At 35.1% G+C, this 17,425-nt stretch carries 19 protein-coding genes and 2 pseudogenes; 10 read left to right on the plus strand and 11 right to left on the minus strand.

From position 1 onward, the window contains the following. The first annotated feature begins 7 nt into the window (after positions 1-7). The 3 genes from ACFFIX_RS19100 (at position 8) to ACFFIX_RS19110 (ending at position 2,675) form a co-directional block, all read left to right on the plus strand. Positions 8-583, plus strand: a complete 576-nt coding sequence (locus ACFFIX_RS19100; protein WP_378936842.1) for a TetR/AcrR family transcriptional regulator — start codon at positions 8-10, stop codon at positions 581-583. Between the two features lie 77 nt (positions 584-660). Beyond that, complete coding sequence (locus tag ACFFIX_RS19105; protein ID WP_378936844.1) at positions 661-1,107, plus strand: PaaI family thioesterase; 447 nt, start codon at positions 661-663, stop codon at positions 1,105-1,107. A gap of 176 nt (positions 1,108-1,283) precedes the next feature. Then, positions 1,284-2,675 (plus strand): MFS transporter, encoded by a 1,392-nt coding sequence (locus ACFFIX_RS19110; protein ID WP_378936846.1) that lies wholly within the window; start codon positions 1,284-1,286, stop codon positions 2,673-2,675. A 294-nt stretch (positions 2,676-2,969) separates the two neighbouring features. Here ACFFIX_RS19110 and ACFFIX_RS19115 read toward each other — a convergent pair whose 3' ends face one another. Further along, the gene (locus ACFFIX_RS19115) at positions 2,970-3,755 is read right to left on the minus strand and encodes an SDR family oxidoreductase (protein WP_378936848.1); all 786 of its coding nucleotides are present in this window, start codon (positions 3,753-3,755) and stop codon (positions 2,970-2,972) included. Between the two features lie 229 nt (positions 3,756-3,984). Beyond that, positions 3,985-4,722: an SDR family NAD(P)-dependent oxidoreductase gene (locus tag ACFFIX_RS19120; RefSeq protein ID WP_378936851.1), complete on the minus strand. Its 738-nt coding sequence runs from the start codon at positions 4,720-4,722 to the stop codon at positions 3,985-3,987. 194 nt (positions 4,723-4,916) lie between these two features. Between ACFFIX_RS19120 and ACFFIX_RS19125 the strand changes: the two genes are divergently transcribed. From ACFFIX_RS19125 to ACFFIX_RS19135, 3 genes are all read left to right on the plus strand, one after another. Then, positions 4,917-5,522 (plus strand): TetR/AcrR family transcriptional regulator, encoded by a 606-nt coding sequence (locus ACFFIX_RS19125; RefSeq protein ID WP_378936853.1) that lies wholly within the window; start codon positions 4,917-4,919, stop codon positions 5,520-5,522. 166 nt (positions 5,523-5,688) lie between these two features. Next, positions 5,689-6,165: a YsnF/AvaK domain-containing protein gene (locus tag ACFFIX_RS19130; protein WP_378936855.1), complete on the plus strand. Its 477-nt coding sequence runs from the start codon at positions 5,689-5,691 to the stop codon at positions 6,163-6,165. 79 nt (positions 6,166-6,244) lie between these two features. After that, on the plus strand, positions 6,245-6,772 hold the full coding sequence (locus tag ACFFIX_RS19135; protein ID WP_378936857.1) for a YsnF/AvaK domain-containing protein: 528 nt from the start codon (positions 6,245-6,247) through the stop codon (positions 6,770-6,772). Between the two features lie 172 nt (positions 6,773-6,944). Here the strand turns inward: ACFFIX_RS19135 and ACFFIX_RS19140 are convergent, their stop codons facing one another. The 4 genes from ACFFIX_RS19140 to ACFFIX_RS19155 all read right to left on the minus strand — a co-directional run bounded on the left by ACFFIX_RS19140 (position 6,945) and on the right by ACFFIX_RS19155 (position 9,481). After that, a complete protein-coding gene (locus tag ACFFIX_RS19140; protein WP_378936859.1) occupies positions 6,945-7,751 on the minus strand; it encodes a DUF817 domain-containing protein in 807 nt (268 codons plus the stop codon). Positions 7,752-7,755: 4 nt separating this feature from the next. Beyond that, positions 7,756-7,977 (minus strand): helix-turn-helix domain-containing protein, encoded by a 222-nt coding sequence (locus ACFFIX_RS19145; RefSeq protein WP_057775318.1) that lies wholly within the window; start codon positions 7,975-7,977, stop codon positions 7,756-7,758. A 10-nt stretch (positions 7,978-7,987) separates the two neighbouring features. Beyond that, entirely contained in the window at positions 7,988-8,464 is a 477-nt protein-coding gene (locus ACFFIX_RS19150) for a DUF2975 domain-containing protein (RefSeq protein ID WP_378936861.1), read from the minus strand. Between the two features lie 363 nt (positions 8,465-8,827). Further along, positions 8,828-9,481, minus strand: coding sequence for an FMN-dependent NADH-azoreductase (locus ACFFIX_RS19155; protein WP_378936863.1), 654 nt, complete (start codon positions 9,479-9,481; stop codon positions 8,828-8,830). A 200-nt stretch (positions 9,482-9,681) separates the two neighbouring features. On the opposite strand from ACFFIX_RS19155, the gene ACFFIX_RS19160 reads away from it, so the two are divergent. Continuing rightward, positions 9,682-10,173: an RrF2 family transcriptional regulator gene (locus tag ACFFIX_RS19160; RefSeq protein ID WP_378936865.1), complete on the plus strand. Its 492-nt coding sequence runs from the start codon at positions 9,682-9,684 to the stop codon at positions 10,171-10,173. A gap of 64 nt (positions 10,174-10,237) precedes the next feature. On the opposite strand, the pseudogene ACFFIX_RS19165 reads toward ACFFIX_RS19160, so the two are convergent. The 4 genes and pseudogenes from ACFFIX_RS19165 to ACFFIX_RS19180 form a co-directional block, all read right to left on the minus strand. Further along, a pseudogene (locus ACFFIX_RS19165) lies at positions 10,238-10,528 on the minus strand (tyrosine-type recombinase/integrase); the annotation flags it as partial. Between the two features lie 135 nt (positions 10,529-10,663). Next, positions 10,664-10,930 (minus strand): ATP-binding protein, encoded by a 267-nt coding sequence (locus ACFFIX_RS19170; protein WP_378936867.1) that lies wholly within the window; start codon positions 10,928-10,930, stop codon positions 10,664-10,666. A gap of 62 nt (positions 10,931-10,992) precedes the next feature. Beyond that, a complete protein-coding gene (locus tag ACFFIX_RS19175) occupies positions 10,993-12,291 on the minus strand; it encodes a PAS domain S-box protein (protein WP_378936869.1) in 1,299 nt (432 codons plus the stop codon). 505 nt (positions 12,292-12,796) lie between these two features. Beyond that, on the minus strand, positions 12,797-13,438 hold the full coding sequence (locus ACFFIX_RS19180) for a DUF3885 domain-containing protein (RefSeq protein WP_378936871.1): 642 nt from the start codon (positions 13,436-13,438) through the stop codon (positions 12,797-12,799). 401 nt (positions 13,439-13,839) lie between these two features. Here ACFFIX_RS19180 and ACFFIX_RS19185 point away from each other — a divergent pair, with 401 nt between their 5' ends. Then, complete coding sequence (locus ACFFIX_RS19185) at positions 13,840-14,253, plus strand: CBO0543 family protein (protein ID WP_378936960.1); 414 nt, start codon at positions 13,840-13,842, stop codon at positions 14,251-14,253. A gap of 98 nt (positions 14,254-14,351) precedes the next feature. On the opposite strand, the gene ACFFIX_RS19190 is transcribed toward ACFFIX_RS19185, so the two are convergent. Then, a complete protein-coding gene (locus ACFFIX_RS19190) occupies positions 14,352-15,056 on the minus strand; it encodes a YybI family spore inner coat protein (RefSeq protein ID WP_512700173.1) in 705 nt (234 codons plus the stop codon). 561 nt (positions 15,057-15,617) lie between these two features. On the opposite strand from ACFFIX_RS19190, the pseudogene ACFFIX_RS19195 reads away from it, so the two are divergent. Together ACFFIX_RS19195 and ACFFIX_RS19200 are read left to right on the plus strand one after the other, a co-directional pair. Then, positions 15,618-15,695, plus strand: a pseudogene (locus ACFFIX_RS19195) (hypothetical protein); the annotation flags it as partial. A gap of 537 nt (positions 15,696-16,232) precedes the next feature. Continuing rightward, complete coding sequence (locus ACFFIX_RS19200) at positions 16,233-17,153, plus strand: NAD(P)-dependent alcohol dehydrogenase (RefSeq protein WP_378936873.1); 921 nt, start codon at positions 16,233-16,235, stop codon at positions 17,151-17,153. Positions 17,154-17,425: the final 272 nt, after the last annotated feature.

Below are 17,425 nucleotides of genomic sequence, written 5' to 3' on the forward strand. Positions count from 1 at the left end.
GTGAAAAATGGCTAGACACAAAGAATTTGATGAAGCCAAGGTTTTGCAAAAAGCAATGGTGCTTTTTTGGCGAAATGGATATGAAAAAACGTCTATGCAAGATTTAGTAGACTATATGAACATACACCGTAGAAGTATTTATGACACATTTGGTGATAAACAGACGTTGTTTCTAAGAGCTTTACAACTCTTTGAAGAAATTACTGAGAAAAGAATCGAACAACAAATTAAACCTATAAATTCAGTCAAGTTAGCGATAAGAAGATTATTTGAAATGACGGTTTTCTCTAATGATAGAAAACCCCCAGGATGTTTAATTGTAAATACAGCAGTAGAATTAACATTACATGACCAAGAAATTGCAGACAGGATTAGTAAAAGCTTTAGTAAGACGGAATCATTAATTTACGAACTATTATTGCAGGGACAAATGAGTGGGGAATTATCCGATCAACTTGATCTAGAAAAATTAGCTCAATTTATTCATAATTCATTCATTGGTATAAGAGTATTATCCAAAACAACGGATGATAAAGAGAAACTTCAAAACATCATTGATTCAACTTTAGCTGTATTAGTTTAATATTTTTAGAATGAACGTTCTAAAATGTAATTGATTTTGTCGAATCTTTTTCATTATTAATATGGAGGGTGAAAATAATGAATAAATTAGAAGGATTAAAGAAAATGGCAATGGGGGAAATCCCAGGTTCTCCTGCGGCACAGGTAATTGGCTTTAACGTATCAGAAGTTGAAGAAGGTAGGGTTGTGATAGAAATGGATGCCACAGAAAGGTTACACAATCCGATGGGTACACTTCACGGGGGCATATTATGTGACATAGCTGATGCTGCTATGGGCTATGCATTTGCTACTACGTTAGCTGAGGACGAACTTTTTACGACGATGGAAATTAAATTAAATTTCCTTAAACCTATTTTCAAATCAAAACTTCGAGCTGAGGGAAAATTAATTAAAAAAGGTTCCTCAGTCGGATTGCTGGAATGCCATGTATATGATGAAAAACAAAGCCTCGTTGCACATTCTACAAGTACATGTATGATTTTGAAGGGAAATTCGGCTAGAAGAAGATTGAAAACAGAATAATATTAATAGCCTCTTGAAAAGAAAGTCAATTCAAAGTGAGGTCAATAAAGAATCCACCGTTTTTATAGCCCGTTAATACCATTTGGGTTATAGATTCTATTTTAGCTTGTGGATACAAAGAAATATAATAGATTTAAGTTAATTTTATGAATATTTTAAAAATAAGGCGGGATCAAATGCCTTCTATTTTAACTGCTTCTTCCAAAACTGAAAGCAAGATGCACTTACAAGAGAATAAACTCATTTTAATATGGAGTTTTACCACTTTGCTAGTGGTAATGAATACAACAATGTTTAATGTGGCTTTACCCTTTGTACTTAAAGACTTTTCCTTAAATTCATCAACCGCATCATGGCTGGTTTCAGGTTATTCAATCATGTTTGCCATTTCAACGTTGACTTTTGGAAGACTATCTGATTTTGTTCCCCTCTCAAGACTTCTACTCATTGGAATTTGTATATTAGGAATAGCATCGGTAATCGGTTTCTTTTCAACTCACTTTTTTATTTTATTAGGAGCTCGAATTCTTCAGGCTGCTGGGGCAGGAGCAGTTATGGGATTAAGCTTGATAATGGCTGGGCGGTATATACCTCTAGTAAGGCGTGGAAAAGCGATGTCAATTATTGCTTCAGCTGCCTCATTCGCATTTGGGTTAGGTCCTGTTATAGGGGGAGTTATTACTCAATACTTAGGATGGAATTATCTTTTCGTTGTCACTGGATTTTCTGTCCTATCTATTCCTTTCTTCCAAAAGTTATTGCCTAAAGAGGTTATTAAAAAAGGGCATTTCGATCTATACGGTGCTATTCTTACGGGACTTAGTGTTACAGGTCTGTTACTTTTTCTAAACACATTTTCGTATAGTATTTTATTAGGAACAATCGTTCTTTTTGCAATATGGTGGAAATATCTTAATAAGATTGAAGAGCCGTTTATTCCGCCAATACTCCTCAGAAATAAGCAATATACAAAACTACTTTTTATTGGTTGTTCAGCTTTTTTCATAAACTTTTCAAATCTGTTTTTAATGCCAATTATTCTTACAACTGTATTCGGAAAAGGACCCTCAGAGGTAGGAATGATTATTTTTCCAGGAGCCATTATTGCAGTGATTGCTGGACAATTTATAGGAAGATTAATTGACCGTTTTGGTAATGCACCATTAATTATTTTTGGGCAATTATTTTTATTAAGTGCCACAATCCTATTTGCATTGTTATCTAGCTTAAATCCCTATTTCATACTTTTAATATATATGTTCGCAAGCGTTGGCTTTACAGCACTTTCCACGAGTATTTCTAACGAGATAACAAGGATTCTGCCAATATCTCAAATCGGTTCAGGGATAGGAATAGTCCAATTAATGCAATTTTTCGGTGCGGGGCTCGGAGTGACAATTTCTGGATTATTAATAACAATTCAAGAAAGTTTATCTTCCGAAATTGTTTATAGAAATATTTATATTTGCTTCTCCTTTGTTATCATTAATGCTGTTTTAATATACGGTTTATATTATCGAAGATCTATGTTAAAGCAGCAGCCAAGTTATTCATCATCGCTTGAATGAAAATACGACGGTCACAATAGGTTTCAAATCTCTTTAAAGGATTTCAATCATAATACTTAATGTTTCTGTTAATAAATTAAGCTACTTGCTAAAAAATCTGATTATGCTTCTTCACAAAAGATTCGAAGAAAGCACGGGAACGGTTCCCGTGCTTCTCTGTTTTGTATATCTACACATTGGATAGTTAGTAAAATATAATAAGCATCTATTGAAAAAGGTGAAATATCAGTTTTTCGGGTGGAATAGAAATTGACGGTTAGAGTATGTGAAGCAGGAGAACCATCTCCATACTTCTTAATATTTATAAGATTGTCCACCATCGATGGGAATAACGGTTGCGTTGATGAAGTTGGATTGATCAGATAGTAGGAATGCCACCAAATAACCCACTTCTTCTGGTTTACCGAAACGTTTCATTGGGTTTGGCTGAACAAATTGTTTCCCCACTTCTTCCCAGTTGTTTGGGTCAATTTGTTTTAATGAACCTTCGACCATTGGTGTCATGATTGCGCCTGGTGCAATGGCTTTGATGCTGATTCCGTATTGACCGTATTCAATTCCAGAGTTTCTTGTTAAACCGACCACGCCGTGTTTACTAGCTGCATAACCAGATTGGTTCCCTACGCCACGAATACCACCAACAGAAGCAGTATTAACAATAGAGCCAAAACCTTGTTCTCTCATGACTTTCAATACGTGTTTCAAACCATAAAACACACCATTTAAGTTGACACTGACTACTTTTTGGAATTCATCATTGCCAAAATCCTCTGTTAGGTTTTGTTTTCCTTCGATCCCTGCGTTGTTGAAGAAACCATCGATTTTCCCAAATTTCTCAACTGTTTCATTTACATAGTTTTCAACTGCTTCTTCATCTGCCACATTCGCAGTGATAAGGATCATTTCTGTGTTTGGTGCAACTTCCAACACTTTACTTTTTGTTTCTTCTAATGAAGCAGTGTTTAAATCAACGAGTGAAAGTTTTGCTCCTTCTTTTGCTACTTGTAAAGCTGAGGCTTGACCTAAACCAGATCCTGCGCCTGTAATTAATATCACTTTCCCATCAAAACGATTGTTCATTGTATATTTCCTCCTTTATTTTTGTTTTTAGGTCTAAGGGGAAGATCCTATGATCTCTAGGAAACGATAAATAACTTATGCTTAGATATCCGCTCGAATATTTTTAATTAAAATATCTCTCAATAAGGATATATACCCAAGTAGTACGAGTAATAATCCCATAAAGCTAGATCACCAAGAACCATTCACTGTTTCAAACTTGAACCAAAAGATCCGTCCCCATGATTTATTATTGCGCCGTATACCCACCATCAACCGTTAAGCTATTACCAGTCATGAATGAAGAATCATCAGAAGCCATGAATAATACTGCTTTTGCCATTTCTTCTGCTTTACCAAGACGTTTTATCGGTGTGGCTGCAGCTAAAGCTTGCTTGCTTTCTTCCGGTATAATTGGTGTATCAATAAAACCAGGGCATAATGCGTTAATACGAATATTTTGTTCTGCATATTCAAGTGCAAGTGAACGAGTTAAGTTAATCACGCCACCTTTTGCTGCGTTATAGGCTGCTGAACCAGGTGACCCAACCCAACCGTACATAGATGCCGTATTAACAATGGTACCGCCACCTGTTTTTAACATTTCACGAATTGATTCACGTGCTACTAAGAAGACACCATCTAAGTCAACATTTAAAGTTTTGCGCCATTCAGCGTATTCTAAATCATGTGAAGGTTGAACACGGCCAATACCAGCATTGTTGAAGACAACATCCACTTTGCCAAACGTTTCAACCGTTTGTTTAAAGATATTTGCGACTTCTTCTTCACTCGTAATATTTGCCTTTATAAAAAGGGCTTCAGCATTAAGCGCTTTCAACTCTGCTTCAAAAGCTTTCCCTTTTTCCTCATTTAAATCAACAAGAACCACTTTGGCTCCTTCGGAAACGAATAAACGTGCTGTTGCTGCGCCAATACCAGATGCACCACCGGTAATCAAAGCTACTTTATCTTGTAATTTCCTCATCCTAAATCCTCCTAGTATTAAAATTTCTTTACCACATTCTAGAGAAAAGTACTAGACAGATCTAATATCTGTATTATTTTGTTTACAATTTAATTGTACTATTTTGTTCACATTTAACAATCATTAAGATATCATTAAGTGTCTACTAGTTAGACACTTATGATGAATCTGTCTATCTTGAGGGAGGTTTTTTCATGAATAACAAACAAAATACGACATCCGCGCGACAAAATCGGACAAAAGAACATTTAAAGCAAGCATTGATTGAACTCATAAAAGAGAAGGGTTACCATTCCGTTACTGTAAAAAACATTGTCGATTATGCCGCTTATAATCGCAGTACCTTTTATATCCATTACCCAGATAAAATTGAATTAGCTGAGGATTTACTTGTTTCCATGCTTTTAGGGTTAGAAGCTTCAGTAGGCAAACCATATGTACCTGGTCACAAAGTTTATACAGCCAAGCTAAATGCACCATCTTTTAATATCGTTTCTTATATCTATAAAAACCGTAATTTTTTTGAACTGATTAACTACGATGACACCATACCCGGATTACACACACAGTTCCCTCAAACGATCTTAAAAATCTATAAGGAACAATTTATTTTCGAAACAATCAACAATATCCCAGTCAATATGGATTATTTTAAACGTTATACAGCCTATGGCTTTTACGGACTCCTTCAGAATTGGATCCAAAATGGCTTCAAAGAAACCCAAGAGGAATTTATCCAAGAAGTCATTGATCTAACGAAAACACATATTTACTCACTTGAGTATATTGGAAATAACTAATAAGTGCCAGGCACCTTATCAATGAGGATGGCATAAAAATAACCCTTTCCAAGTTCAATGGAAAGCCTTTTTAGAAACAGTCACCAAAATTCAAGCGCATATTTTCACTCACACAGGTAACATTACTAGTTGTACGATCCAACACATCTCTTAGGAGGTTTTCAGCATGGGCTTTTTTGATTTATTTAAAGAAGAAGAAACTCAAAAGGAAACTCGAAAAAAGGTACGTGAACTAGATCGCACTGCCGATACAGAATTTGCAGCAGAAGACATTCATCTTGATCTTCGTGAGGAAGAATTGGACATCGACAAACATCGGGTGGAGACGGGTGATGTGACGCTTCATAAGGACATTGTTGAGGAAGAACAATCAGTGAATGTCCCTGTTTTACATGATCAAGTCGTCATTGAACAAAGAGCCGTTGATCACGAACCAACAGATGAACCAATTACAGAAGAAGAAGCGGTTCACATCCCAGTAACTGCTGAAAAAATTGATGTAGAAAAGCATACGGTCGTCACTGGTGAAGTCTCTGCTCATAAACGTTCGGTTCAAGAAACAGAACAAGTACGTGACGTACTTCGTAAAGAAGTTGCAGATGTTGAATCGCATGGTAATACAGATATTATCAAAGAGGACTAATTTTCCCACCTACTTAACTTCTAGTTTAAGTAGGTTTCTTTCTATCCTCTTTACATAAAAAAGAACTTCAGGAGGTCCTATGGGAAAGTATATTACTATAGGTGCGATAATCGGTAGCATAATCGGTTGGGTAACAGGTTTTACGATCATAACAGGACTTGTTTTAGGAGCGATCGTTTGCGGCATTATTTATACAATAAATGCAAGAAGGAACATCGACGGACCCTCTGAAAAAACAAATGAAAATAAAGAACAAACACTTCAATTACGAGAAGAGCAGCTGGACATAAAAAAAGAACGAGTACAAACGGGTGAGGTAAAGATTCATAAAGAAGTCGTCGAAGAACAGAAAACGTTCACCGTTCCGATTAAGCGTGAAGAAATGGTAATAGAAGTAGGAAATGAGGAGGAACTTCGAATTCCTCTGAAAGAAGAAGAAGTTGAAATAAACAAACACCCTGTGCAAGTAAATGAAGTATCGGTTACAAAACGTCAAATAGAAGAAATGAAACAAATAAATGAAAAGCTGAAAAAAGAAACAGCACACGTTGACGTTGCAGGTGATGCGGATGTCATAAAAAAGACGCCATCTGAAACGAAGGACTAAACCATTTCCCGCCATATTCGGGTGGTGGCAGGTGAATCCTTCTCCGTAACCTTCGAGGCAATCTTCGTCTCACCAGCAACCACCTTTAGCGCAATAAGAAATAGGAGTTGCTACTTACAACTCCCTTGTTTAAAAAAGAGGGTTCTTAACAGTTATAAAAATTGATGAGGACCTATCCTAGTGGTATTTTTCCCTTAACCTGCTTTAACGTCGCTACTATAAGAAAGCTAACAATCACTAATAAGAGCCATGAACTCACCTTTCCTAGATGAACGAGACTCCATGCATCGGTTTGGTTTGGATATTCCCAAGCTCCAAAGAACGTTGCGATATTTTCGGCTATCCATATAAAAAATCCGATGAGCACAAAAGAAAGTGCGAGTGGCATACGGTAACGAGTTCCATCAACCTCGTATGTGACCCATGATTGCCAAAAGACGATAATGACAAGTCCAGATAACCAAAAGCGGACGTCAATCCAATAATGGTGGGTGAAAAAATTCAAATAAATCGCAGCTGCAAGAGGCACAACTACCAAAAACGGTGGCCACTTAACCAGTTCAACCTTTAACCTCCTCCACGCCTGGCAAAGATAACTCGCTACACTTGCGTACATGAATCCGCTATACAAAGGCACTCCAAAAATTTTGAAATATCCTTCCTCTGGATAAGACCAGGAGCCCATATGTACCTTAAAAAGTTCAAGAGCAAGTCCAATAAGGTGGAACAATGTGATAACCTTTAGTTCATCCCGTGTTTCAAGCCCAGAATACACCATCCACCACTGCATCAGAAGGCAGATGATGAGCAGCCAGTCATACCGTGGTAGGAGGGGAAGTGGCATGATTTGTGTAAAAGCCAAAGAGGCAAAAATAACGACAGGAAACAAACATGATAGGGCCTGCTCCCAACCAAAACGAACGAGTTGTTTTAGTGCCTCATAATTTGTACCCCTCCTCCCGATGTTAAATATTCCCATTTTATTAATCTTGGGTGTCTTCATCACTTCGGTATTCTAAAATATCTCCAGGCTGACATTCTAAAGCCTTACAAATCGCCTCTAAAGTTGATAATCGAATCGCTTTTGCCTTTCCATTTTTCAATATAGAAAGATTAGCCATTGTTATTCCAACCCTCTCCGAGAGTTCTGTTACGCTCATTTTCCTTTTAGCCAGCATCACATCAATATTGATTATAATTGCCATTGTTATCACCTCAGACTATTAAGTCATTTTCCGATTTTATATCAATCGCTTCTTGTAAAAGTCTTTGAAGAACAGCAGCGAATACAACGATTACCATTGAAGCAAAGATAGGGACCATTCCGATTATTATGAGACCTGGGGCATCGTCTTTCTCTGCTACGAGATAAACGAATGGCATCATTACCACATACAAGGTACTGATTGTGATTGCACAGTATTTTATATTCTTTAAAGCTTTAACAGAAATTTGTGAAAAAGCTTTGTTCTTGTCAATATAACTTAAAAGTCTAAAAGCCTGATACAATGCAATGTAAAACGGTATCGCTGATACATACATACCTATTAAAATGGGATATAGTATATGGGCATAATCTGGATTTACTGGATTATTAGCTAACCTAGACAACCCAAATATACACAAAGCAAGAACTGGAGTTCCAATAAGAAAAACAGCTATCTTTAAAAAGAGTGTTGAACCATGTTTCATAAAAAGCACCTCACTTATTTATTGTTAATTTGATTATAATACACGTTTTATCGTTTTGCAATAAAAAATTATTGTATTTAATTATATTGTTATTGTTATATAAATATCCTTTTAATTTTAAACAAAGATAAAAGGCATTCCTCACAGGTTTATCAAGACCTAAATTAAAAAAAGGTAAATAAATTAAAGGACATAACATATTTTATATGACTAATATGTTATGTCCTTTCTTCTTCAACTAAAGCTACCCGTTTTTTTAAGTACATTTTTTAACATACTTCACTATATAAAGCCGTTTCTCTATATGAGAAACGGCTTTATTCCCCCTCAACGAACACTATTAGATGTTGTTTTATCTTTAATTTAATTTTGTACTAATTCAACTGCTAATCTTGAAGCTGCTTCTTCAGCTTCTTTATATGCTTTTTGTAATACTTCATTTGGTTTTAATAAAGCAGTTCCTTGTGCCCGAATGATTTGATAATCTTCAATACCAAGGAAATTGAACATTGACTTCAGGTATTTATTAGAGTAATCAACTTCTGTATACCAATCATTATTGGTATAGATTGATCCACTTGCTTGTATGACAAGCATTCTTCGTCCGTCTTTCAGTAGACCCACTGACCCATTTTCAGTATATTTAAAAGTTTCACGTGCGATCATGATATTGTCCATGTAATCTTTTAACTTTGAAGGAATATTAAAATTATGCAAAGGTAAAACGATGATATACGTATTTGCACTTTTAAATTGTTGTAAGACCTCGGACATACGCTCTGTTACTTTTTGTTCTTGGCTAGTTAGTTCCTCTTCTATTCGTTGTTTTTCCCATGCACCTAAAACTGTTTTATCTATCATAGGCACTACATCACTGTACAAGTTAATCTGTTCAATTACCTCGCTATTAGGAATTAACTCTTTATAAGCCTTCAAAAAGTGGTTAAAAACCTGCAAGCTAACGGAAGAAGTATCATCTATTTTTGGATGTGCATTAATGATAAGTGTTTTGTTCATTTTTATTTCCCCTTTGAAATGAATTTAAGTTTTAATTAAAGACTAATTTAATCGGCGATTAATATTGTCTATAATATATACTATAATTATTTTTGTCAAATCAATATGGTTTACCAAAAACAGGTTACTTTTATTTGACTAACACTCTAAATACTAGATACAATTTTATAGCCCTTAAAATCAAAAGCAGGTGAGTTTATATGCAGTATAGTGTCGGAGTTGAATATGCTTTACATTGTCTGGTTTATTTAATTGATGCTCCATCAAAGGTAAGTGTTGGGATAAAGGATTTGGCAGAATTCCAAGGACTTTCTGAGACATTTCTTTCAAAAGTATTCGGTAAATTATCTAAGGCTGGCATTGTTAGTTCTGTCCCTGGTGTAAAGGGAGGATATAGGTTATCTAAGTCCCCAGAAGATATTTCCTTTTGGGATGTTATTGAAGCAGTTGAGGGATCTAAGCCTATTTTTCAATGTAAAAATATTAAAAATAATGGTTATTTGTATAGAGAAAACTGCTGTTCAGCTCCTTCCTCTTGCACCATCAATTTAGTTATGCTCTCTGGGGAAGAAAAAATGCGTGATGAATTGCGTAGTAAAACACTATCATGGTTAAATGAAGAACTTGATCGTGTCTTACCCAAACAAATACGTGAAGATACTCGGAAGTATTTTTCGAAGAGGGACATATAAAAACAAACCTCTCATGAAAATTCCTTAATTTAGAGGAATTTAGAGAGGTTTGTTCTTAGTTCCTTTGGCTTTTGTTGTAATCGACACCGTATTTATCATGTAAAACCCGAACATCCCATTTGACTTTTTCCCATTCTTCTCGTTGATCAGTCAAATGGAACAAGATAGTATAAACATTCCTTAAAAAACTTGCTATTGGAGTTTTAATATAGCTCTCATGATAAACTCTATATTTTTTGTAATAATGGGTTTTGATTCCTTTTTCATTCAACCAAAATAAATACTCTCGTTCTGCTTTATCAATATCCAATTCCAACAAGGATGATAGTTTGAGATACTTCTCGTTTAAGATTTTTGCGCTCGATTGTTGAAGAATGAAATTATAACAAGACTGTTTAACTATTAATTCACTAATATTTGTACTGTTTCAAAATTTTTAAAATGTCCTTTAAAATATTTTTCAATACCATAACCATCTAAAAGAAGTTTATTAATTTGTCAAAGGTAACCTGATCTCGATTAAAGTTCCTTCTTTCACTTTACTTTTATAAGTAATACCACCATTGTGTTGCTTGATAATTTTATTACAAATCATTAAACCGAGTCCGGTTCCCTTTTCTTTTAAACTATAAAAAGGTTCGCCTAAACGAGGAAGTATTTCTTCTGGGATTCCACAGCCCTGATCTTGAAAAGAAATAATACACTCACCATTTGCACCTTTTCGTAGGTTTATTTCAATATCCCCACCTTCTTGCATAGCCTCAATCGCATTCTTTAGAATATTTAGGAATACCTGCTTTAATTGATTCTTCTCACAAGTTATAAAAAAGTTGATTCTTCAAACTTTAGTTTGAACTGGATATTATTCATATGGGCCTGAGGGGATAGTAACTCAAGCGTATTTTCAACCAATTCTAGTAAATTTGTCCGGTTAAGCTGAATCGCTTGGGGTTTTCCTAAAGATAGCAGTTCACTTGTAATCGTTTCAATACGCTCCAGTTCGCTTAAAAGTAAATCATTATATTCAATAATCGAACTATTCCCTCTTTTATAAAGCTGAATAAAACCTTTTATTGTGGTTAGAGGATTCCGTATTTCATGTGCCACTCCTGCTGCAAGTTCCCCGACAATAGATAGCTTCTCAGACTGCAACAGAATTTCCTCTGCTTTTAAACGTTCAGAGATGTCTCGGCTTATTAGGACGATATTCTCTATGAAATGTTCCTCACCCTTTACAGGCATACAACGGGATTCAAATTCTATCCAATGACCATCTTTGTGTTGGAGACGGAATTCCATTGAATAAGATTCTATATTTTCAAACATTGTCTTAATATTATTTCTAAACAAATAAACATCGTCCGGATGAATTAACATACATAATCCAATTACTTCCAGATCAGAGGAATTGTACCCTAATACTTGCTCATGGGAAGGAGAATAGTAACTAATTGAGTGCTCTTTATCAATAACCATTATGAGATCTGTCGTGTTTTCCGCGATTAATCGGTATTTTGATTCACTTGCTGCTAGTGTGTTCTCCATTCTCTTTTTTTCAGTAATTATTCTATATAATTTCAAATATGACTCAATAAGTAATCCACCTACGATCACTCCAAACATCACAAAAAGTAGATATTGTAAATGAAAAACTGGATTATCTCTAAATATGTTGAAAACGAATGGTACAGTAATCACATAGATTACAAGATAAGATCCAAATAGAATGACACATTTTTTTACTTGTGTGAGACTGGATATATAAAAATGTATGACTGAAAAACAAATCATGATAATTGTCCACCCCATAATAGCTGGGTACCATTGACCACTTGTATACAGTCTTGTAATCAATGAAAATAACCCAGTAATTAATCCTGCAACTGGTCCAAGATAAGCAAAAACCAGGATGACAGGCGCGTATCGAATATCGTAAGAATAACCATGCTGCTGGATAGATAACATAACGAGAATAACGGAAACAATTCCTGCATATACGCTAACCCAAAGGCGAAACTGCTTATGTGGTTTATAGTTGATAAATGAGCTAATGACTAATGGCGTACTAACCATTAGAGAAAAAATTGAAAGATTAATAATATAGTCTAAAAGAATCAACTTAACCCCACCTATGCCTAGTTGTTTTCATCATCTTCCTTTTAATCATAAACTAGTGATATGACTATTTCTATAAGTTATAAATACTTTTCTTATAGCAAAATCTCTTACAGCAAGTAATTACAATTACCTAATACTTACGGTGCACCTAACTTATTTGATTCTCTGCTTTTACTTGCATAAAAAAAGCGCTAATTCTCTTTCAAGAAATGCGCCAGTTCGTGGAATAACAAATGAGATGCTCTATTTAAGTATCTCACTCGTTAGATTAACAAAAAGTCTTATTTATTAACACGATGAAAAGGCAGTAGTACATTTTCTATGAAATAATATACCTTTGCTTCACTTCTAGATTTAACTGTGAAGAGGTGCCACTCATTAGATGAATTTGAAGTTCTCTTATGCCCCTATTTAAGCATCTTGCCCGATTGTTGAAAGATCGTTTCAAAGACCTTATTGAAGAAAAGCTCCCCTCAGTTCAATAAAATTGTTATTTTCTAAATAATCATCTAAATACTTTATCAATTTCTTCTCTATCGTAATCCAAAATCCATTCGTTGTATGAATTATAAATACAACGAATAGTTTCAGGTGATTTAGCCAACAAATCACAACCTCTATCATCATAAACATGAAAAATGGTCTCTCTATTAATATTAATAAAAAAGATATCATGAAAAATGCTTGGTTTTATTCCCATATCCTGATTGCATATAGCTTTTAAAAGAGGGACATATCTAATATCTGATGTTTTACATCTAAGAATAAACCTATGTGTTTTATATAGACCTTCTTCATCATCTTCAGGAAATATGTACGGTATTACTTTATGCTTTAATTTGAATAGAACACTCTTATCCCTCACAAAAGGATAGAAAATATTAATTTTGTGTTTAAATGTTTTTTTATCTCCGTAATCATTTACATTTGCTACGATAAAAATCTCTTCATCATCTAAATGTAAAGATTTAAACAAGTTGATTACCCCTTTATAAACTCCTTTAAGATAAGGACTGTTCTCATAATCATATTCTCTTTTCCATTCAACCCCTAATTCAAATCGAATTCCGATATCCCAGCTATAAAACAAAGCGGGTCGAAGTGATAAGTTTGGAAAATTGGATTCCATATACTTTTCAAATTCCATATGTTAAACTCCTATCATTTTTGCTTATGTCTTATTCAAAACTATTCTGCCTTCATTAATTGAATAACATAGACCTTCGATTCACTTTCTACTATTCCTACTCTTATTCAAGAATATGACCAAAGGCAAAAGACGCCTTCTTATTAAAGAATGGCGCCTGATTGTTGAACAAGCTAATCTTATCTAGCATATTGTTTTCGTACTACGCAACAACTAAACGTTAATTAACTCATGTGCACTTCTTTTAACCATTTAGGTTTTAGCATAATAGTATTACTTTTCTTTTTATCACAATGTCGTTTATCCAGTTTTTTTTAGGTAACACTATCTATTGTTTCGACATTTTTTGACAAGAAAGGGAATTGTTTATGGTTTTCTTAATCATCTCTGTAATAATTTTCATGACCGTGGCTATATTTGTCCCAAAAAGATTAAAAAAATCTGAATTATATGCTATTGCCTTATTTTCGATAGTTTTAGGATTTTTTACTGATATAACCTTCGATCTTAAATATAATTTATATGGTTATTTTTCTCCTGGTGTCCAGTTTGCTGGTTTTTTACCTATTCTGTTGCTTTTCCCTTCATCAGGCGTTTTATTCATGAACTTCTATCCATTTAAAAAATCATTACTATATCAATTTTTCTATATTTTTTGTTGGACTATTTTTTGCCTTTTTTTCGAGTTTCTCTCCATAAAGTCAGGATATTTTTATCACAACGGTTGGAAATATTGGCATTCGGCATTTACTTATCCATATTTATTTTTGCTTCATCTATTACATCTTAGATTTTTCAGAGGATACAATGATTAAAAATTACCATGAAAATAAGTCTTATTAATCTCGTACACAGAAGAAGTTTCTTCTTTTAGATACCTTTCTTACAAAAATAATGAATCTGAATCCAGCAGCTATATTTCTCCGCCAAAGATGGCCACATTCTGCCGGTCAGGACCGAACACCTGCCCGTTCCATTTCAATACGGTCTGTACAAATCCAAGTGAGTCAGCATTGTACCTCCCGGCTATCCTCTGATACGCTTCGAGCTCATATATGCCGTCCCTATTAAAATCAACCGGATATAAACCAGACAAAGGATTGACCCAGCCTTCTATTGGTGCCTTCAAAACACCATTCTTGCTATAAATATCAGTTAAATATTCCTTGCCCTTGTAATTAAGATCAAGAATGTACTTTTCTTTTAGTTTATGACTAATCACAGTCGCTTTGTATTGATCTTGATAGGTAACACCGTACTTATAGTCATTATTGAATACATCGGAATTAAAAATCTGTCTCATTTGACCGTTAATATAAGAAAATACATACGCATATATAGCACCGCCGCTTCCTCCCGTATCAATGACCACTAAAATATCATCGACCTTGTTTCCTGTAAAATCACCAAGAAAGAGTGTCGGATTGTATCCCACGTTATTTTTAAACGGGATTTGCTGAATGTGATTTGTACTTCCATTTTGGACGACCAGAGTTATATTTTTCCTAAATGGACTATTAGGGGTTTTATTTGCGGTAAGGAGGACATTGTCAATTATACCGTCCCCTTGAATATCACCCCGCTTTGTAGCCACAATTGAAGGTCTGTTCGAATTCATTTCTCTTGAAGGATCATGCTGAAGCTTCGCCTTCATTTCCAGTAGCTCTTGCTTTGAAGGATACGGATTTGGGAACGACAAGGCGTTATCAATCGTTTGCAGTGCTTCTTCTGTTAATCCCGCTCTTACCTGCGCATCAGCCAGATAGAACCAATAATAAGGATTATTTGTTTCTTGTATTTTTGTGTGATAGTAATGGATCGCTTTTCTAAGATAATACGTGTCCATATTCAGCCCACCTGCCTCTTAATTCTCAATATAGAATTTATGCAGGGGAATTTGCGAGTATAACATTTAGAGCTTCTTTTATTACACTATGAAGGTATCAGCCTAAGTATAAAAATGCCGACCCTAGCCTCTTCACTCTTCCAGGTTACGGCCTAAAAACGTTGGAAGACGTGAAAAAGGACGAATTCCATATTTAGAAAAAGCGCCTGATTATTGAAGATAATTAAAGGAAAGCCCCTTTAGTTTGAATTATTTTCTCCTGGCTTTTAACACACTCCATGACAGCAACCAAGTTACAGCAACAAAAATTATTTCTATTTTTTTGGTAGAAAACAAGAGAGCAAGTCAAATAACATCGAAAAGAAACTGGATAAAATCATTGATTTACTTGAACAGGGTAAAAAAGAATAATCTTTTTACCCTGTATTTATTTGTTACAAAATCAGATGGCACAGTTTGGATCAAATAAGCAATACCATGTTTAAGATGATAACTAAAAAAGACACAATACCTTGTACTAGAATTACGCCCGATCGTGGAAGATTACTCATCCTTTTTTTCTTCATTTCTCATAGAGTCCTTACTTCACCCTCAGATTTCACCATGATATTAACATTCATAGCCATGCCACTTTCAACGTCGTTTTCAACCTTTGATCCATTTATGTATATTTCAATGTTAAAAGCTTTATTTCACTCGGTCTTATGCTTACCTCATAGGGAGCATCCTCATTCTCATTATTAACAGGCGCGTCATATTTTCACCTTGAAGATTTCCATTAATTTTTCTTAATCAATTTTAATTCTACAAGCTTTTGATCACTTCATCTTCATTGTAAATATACGTACGTTCTTTCTTTCTGGTTTGAATACAAGTACAATGACATTTTTGTGTGTAGTATATCATAAGATTAACATGATCAAATCAAAGCAATTTTGGAGGAAACTTATGAAAGCAATTGTATGCACAAAATACGGACCACCCGATGTTCTTCAGCTCAAAGAGGTAGAAAAACCTACTCCCAAGGACAATGAAATACTGGTAAAAGTTCATGCGACAACAGTAGCATCAGGGGACATAAGAGTTCGGACTTTCAATAGTCCTATCTTGTTATGGTTCCCCATGCGTATATTCTTGGGTCTAAGAAAACCAAGAAAACCTATATTGGGGGTGGAGTTAGCAGGTGAAATTGAAGCAATAGGCAAAGATGTAAAACGATTTAAGAAAGGTGACCCGGTTTTTTCGCTAACTGGGATGAGGTTTGGTGCTTATGCCGAGTACACCTGTCTACCTGAAGACGGATTAGTGGCAATCAAACCGTCCAATGTGACTTATGAGGAAGCCGCTGCCGTTCTTTTTGGTGGAACTACAGCACTGCATTTTCTTAGAAAAAGAAATATCCAGGGCGGACAAAAAGTTCTTATCTATGGAGCTTCCGGTTCGGTAGGGACTTCCGCGGTACAGCTTGCCAAATACTTTGGGACAGAAGTTACCGGGGTATGTAGTGCCGCAAATTTTGAATTGGTGAAATCGCTGGGAGCCGACAAGGTAATTGATTATACGAAAGAGGATTTTACGAAAAGAGAAGAGCGTTATGATATCATCTTTGATGCAGTTGGGAAAAGCTCGAAATCAAATTGCAAGAAAGCACTTACTCCGAACGGGACATACGTGTCAGTTGAAGGGCAAGGGATAGCAAAGGTACGTACTGAAGATTTAATTTTCCTCAAAGAACTTATTGAGACGGGTAAGATAAAATCGGTCATAGATAGACGCTACCCACTGGAACAAATTCCCGAGGCTCACAGATATGTAGAAAATGGACACAAAAAGGGAAATGTAGTAATAACTTTGGATCATACTAACTAAACCTAGCAAAGCCCTGCGGCCGGTTGCGGAAGATCAATACAGACAAAGGACTCAGATTTTGAGATCCTTTTTGTTTGTTTTCTTGTTCAACTAAAGCCCCATTAAAATAATCACTTACTAAATAGTTCAAACACCATCACTAAAAGGTAAAGTGGTAAACCGACTATTAACATACCACTAATCAAATAACTGATACTTGTTAAAATAAAATTTATAATGTCAAATATTGCTCCAGCAAGGTCGGCAATAAATCTTCTCATCTATATCACCTC

Source organism: Metabacillus herbersteinensis, assembly GCF_042433335.1.
Taxonomy (GTDB): domain Bacteria; phylum Bacillota; class Bacilli; order Bacillales; family Bacillaceae; genus Metabacillus; species Metabacillus herbersteinensis.

Excerpts from the sequence above, each read along its gene's own strand:
- ACFFIX_RS19135 (WP_378936857.1), top strand. The coding sequence starts at position 6,245 with ATGGGAAAGTATATTACTATAGGTGCGATAATCGGTAGCATAATCGGT.
- ACFFIX_RS19105 (WP_378936844.1), top strand. The coding sequence starts at position 661 with ATGAATAAATTAGAAGGATTAAAGAAAATGGCAATGGGGGAAATCCCA.
- ACFFIX_RS19100 (WP_378936842.1), top strand. The coding sequence starts at position 8 with ATGGCTAGACACAAAGAATTTGATGAAGCCAAGGTTTTGCAAAAAGCA.
- ACFFIX_RS19200 (WP_378936873.1), top strand. The coding sequence starts at position 16,233 with ATGAAAGCAATTGTATGCACAAAATACGGACCACCCGATGTTCTTCAG.
- ACFFIX_RS19140 (WP_378936859.1), bottom strand. The coding sequence starts at position 7,751 with ATGGGAATATTTAACATCGGGAGGAGGGGTACAAATTATGAGGCACTA.
- ACFFIX_RS19120 (WP_378936851.1), bottom strand. The coding sequence starts at position 4,722 with ATGAGGAAATTACAAGATAAAGTAGCTTTGATTACCGGTGGTGCATCT.
- ACFFIX_RS19185 (WP_378936960.1), top strand. The coding sequence starts at position 13,840 with ATGACCGTGGCTATATTTGTCCCAAAAAGATTAAAAAAATCTGAATTA.
- ACFFIX_RS19160 (WP_378936865.1), top strand. The coding sequence starts at position 9,682 with ATGCAGTATAGTGTCGGAGTTGAATATGCTTTACATTGTCTGGTTTAT.
- ACFFIX_RS19145 (WP_057775318.1), bottom strand. The coding sequence starts at position 7,977 with ATGGCAATTATAATCAATATTGATGTGATGCTGGCTAAAAGGAAAATG.
- ACFFIX_RS19125 (WP_378936853.1), top strand. The coding sequence starts at position 4,917 with ATGAATAACAAACAAAATACGACATCCGCGCGACAAAATCGGACAAAA.
- ACFFIX_RS19150 (WP_378936861.1), bottom strand. The coding sequence starts at position 8,464 with ATGAAACATGGTTCAACACTCTTTTTAAAGATAGCTGTTTTTCTTATT.
- ACFFIX_RS19155 (WP_378936863.1), bottom strand. The coding sequence starts at position 9,481 with ATGAACAAAACACTTATCATTAATGCACATCCAAAAATAGATGATACT.
- ACFFIX_RS19190 (WP_512700173.1), bottom strand. The coding sequence starts at position 15,056 with ATGAATTCGAACAGACCTTCAATTGTGGCTACAAAGCGGGGTGATATT.
- ACFFIX_RS19170 (WP_378936867.1), bottom strand. The coding sequence starts at position 10,930 with ATGCAAGAAGGTGGGGATATTGAAATAAACCTACGAAAAGGTGCAAAT.
- ACFFIX_RS19115 (WP_378936848.1), bottom strand. The coding sequence starts at position 3,755 with ATGAACAATCGTTTTGATGGGAAAGTGATATTAATTACAGGCGCAGGA.
- ACFFIX_RS19130 (WP_378936855.1), top strand. The coding sequence starts at position 5,689 with ATGGGCTTTTTTGATTTATTTAAAGAAGAAGAAACTCAAAAGGAAACT.
- ACFFIX_RS19110 (WP_378936846.1), top strand. The coding sequence starts at position 1,284 with ATGCCTTCTATTTTAACTGCTTCTTCCAAAACTGAAAGCAAGATGCAC.
- ACFFIX_RS19180 (WP_378936871.1), bottom strand. The coding sequence starts at position 13,438 with ATGGAATTTGAAAAGTATATGGAATCCAATTTTCCAAACTTATCACTT.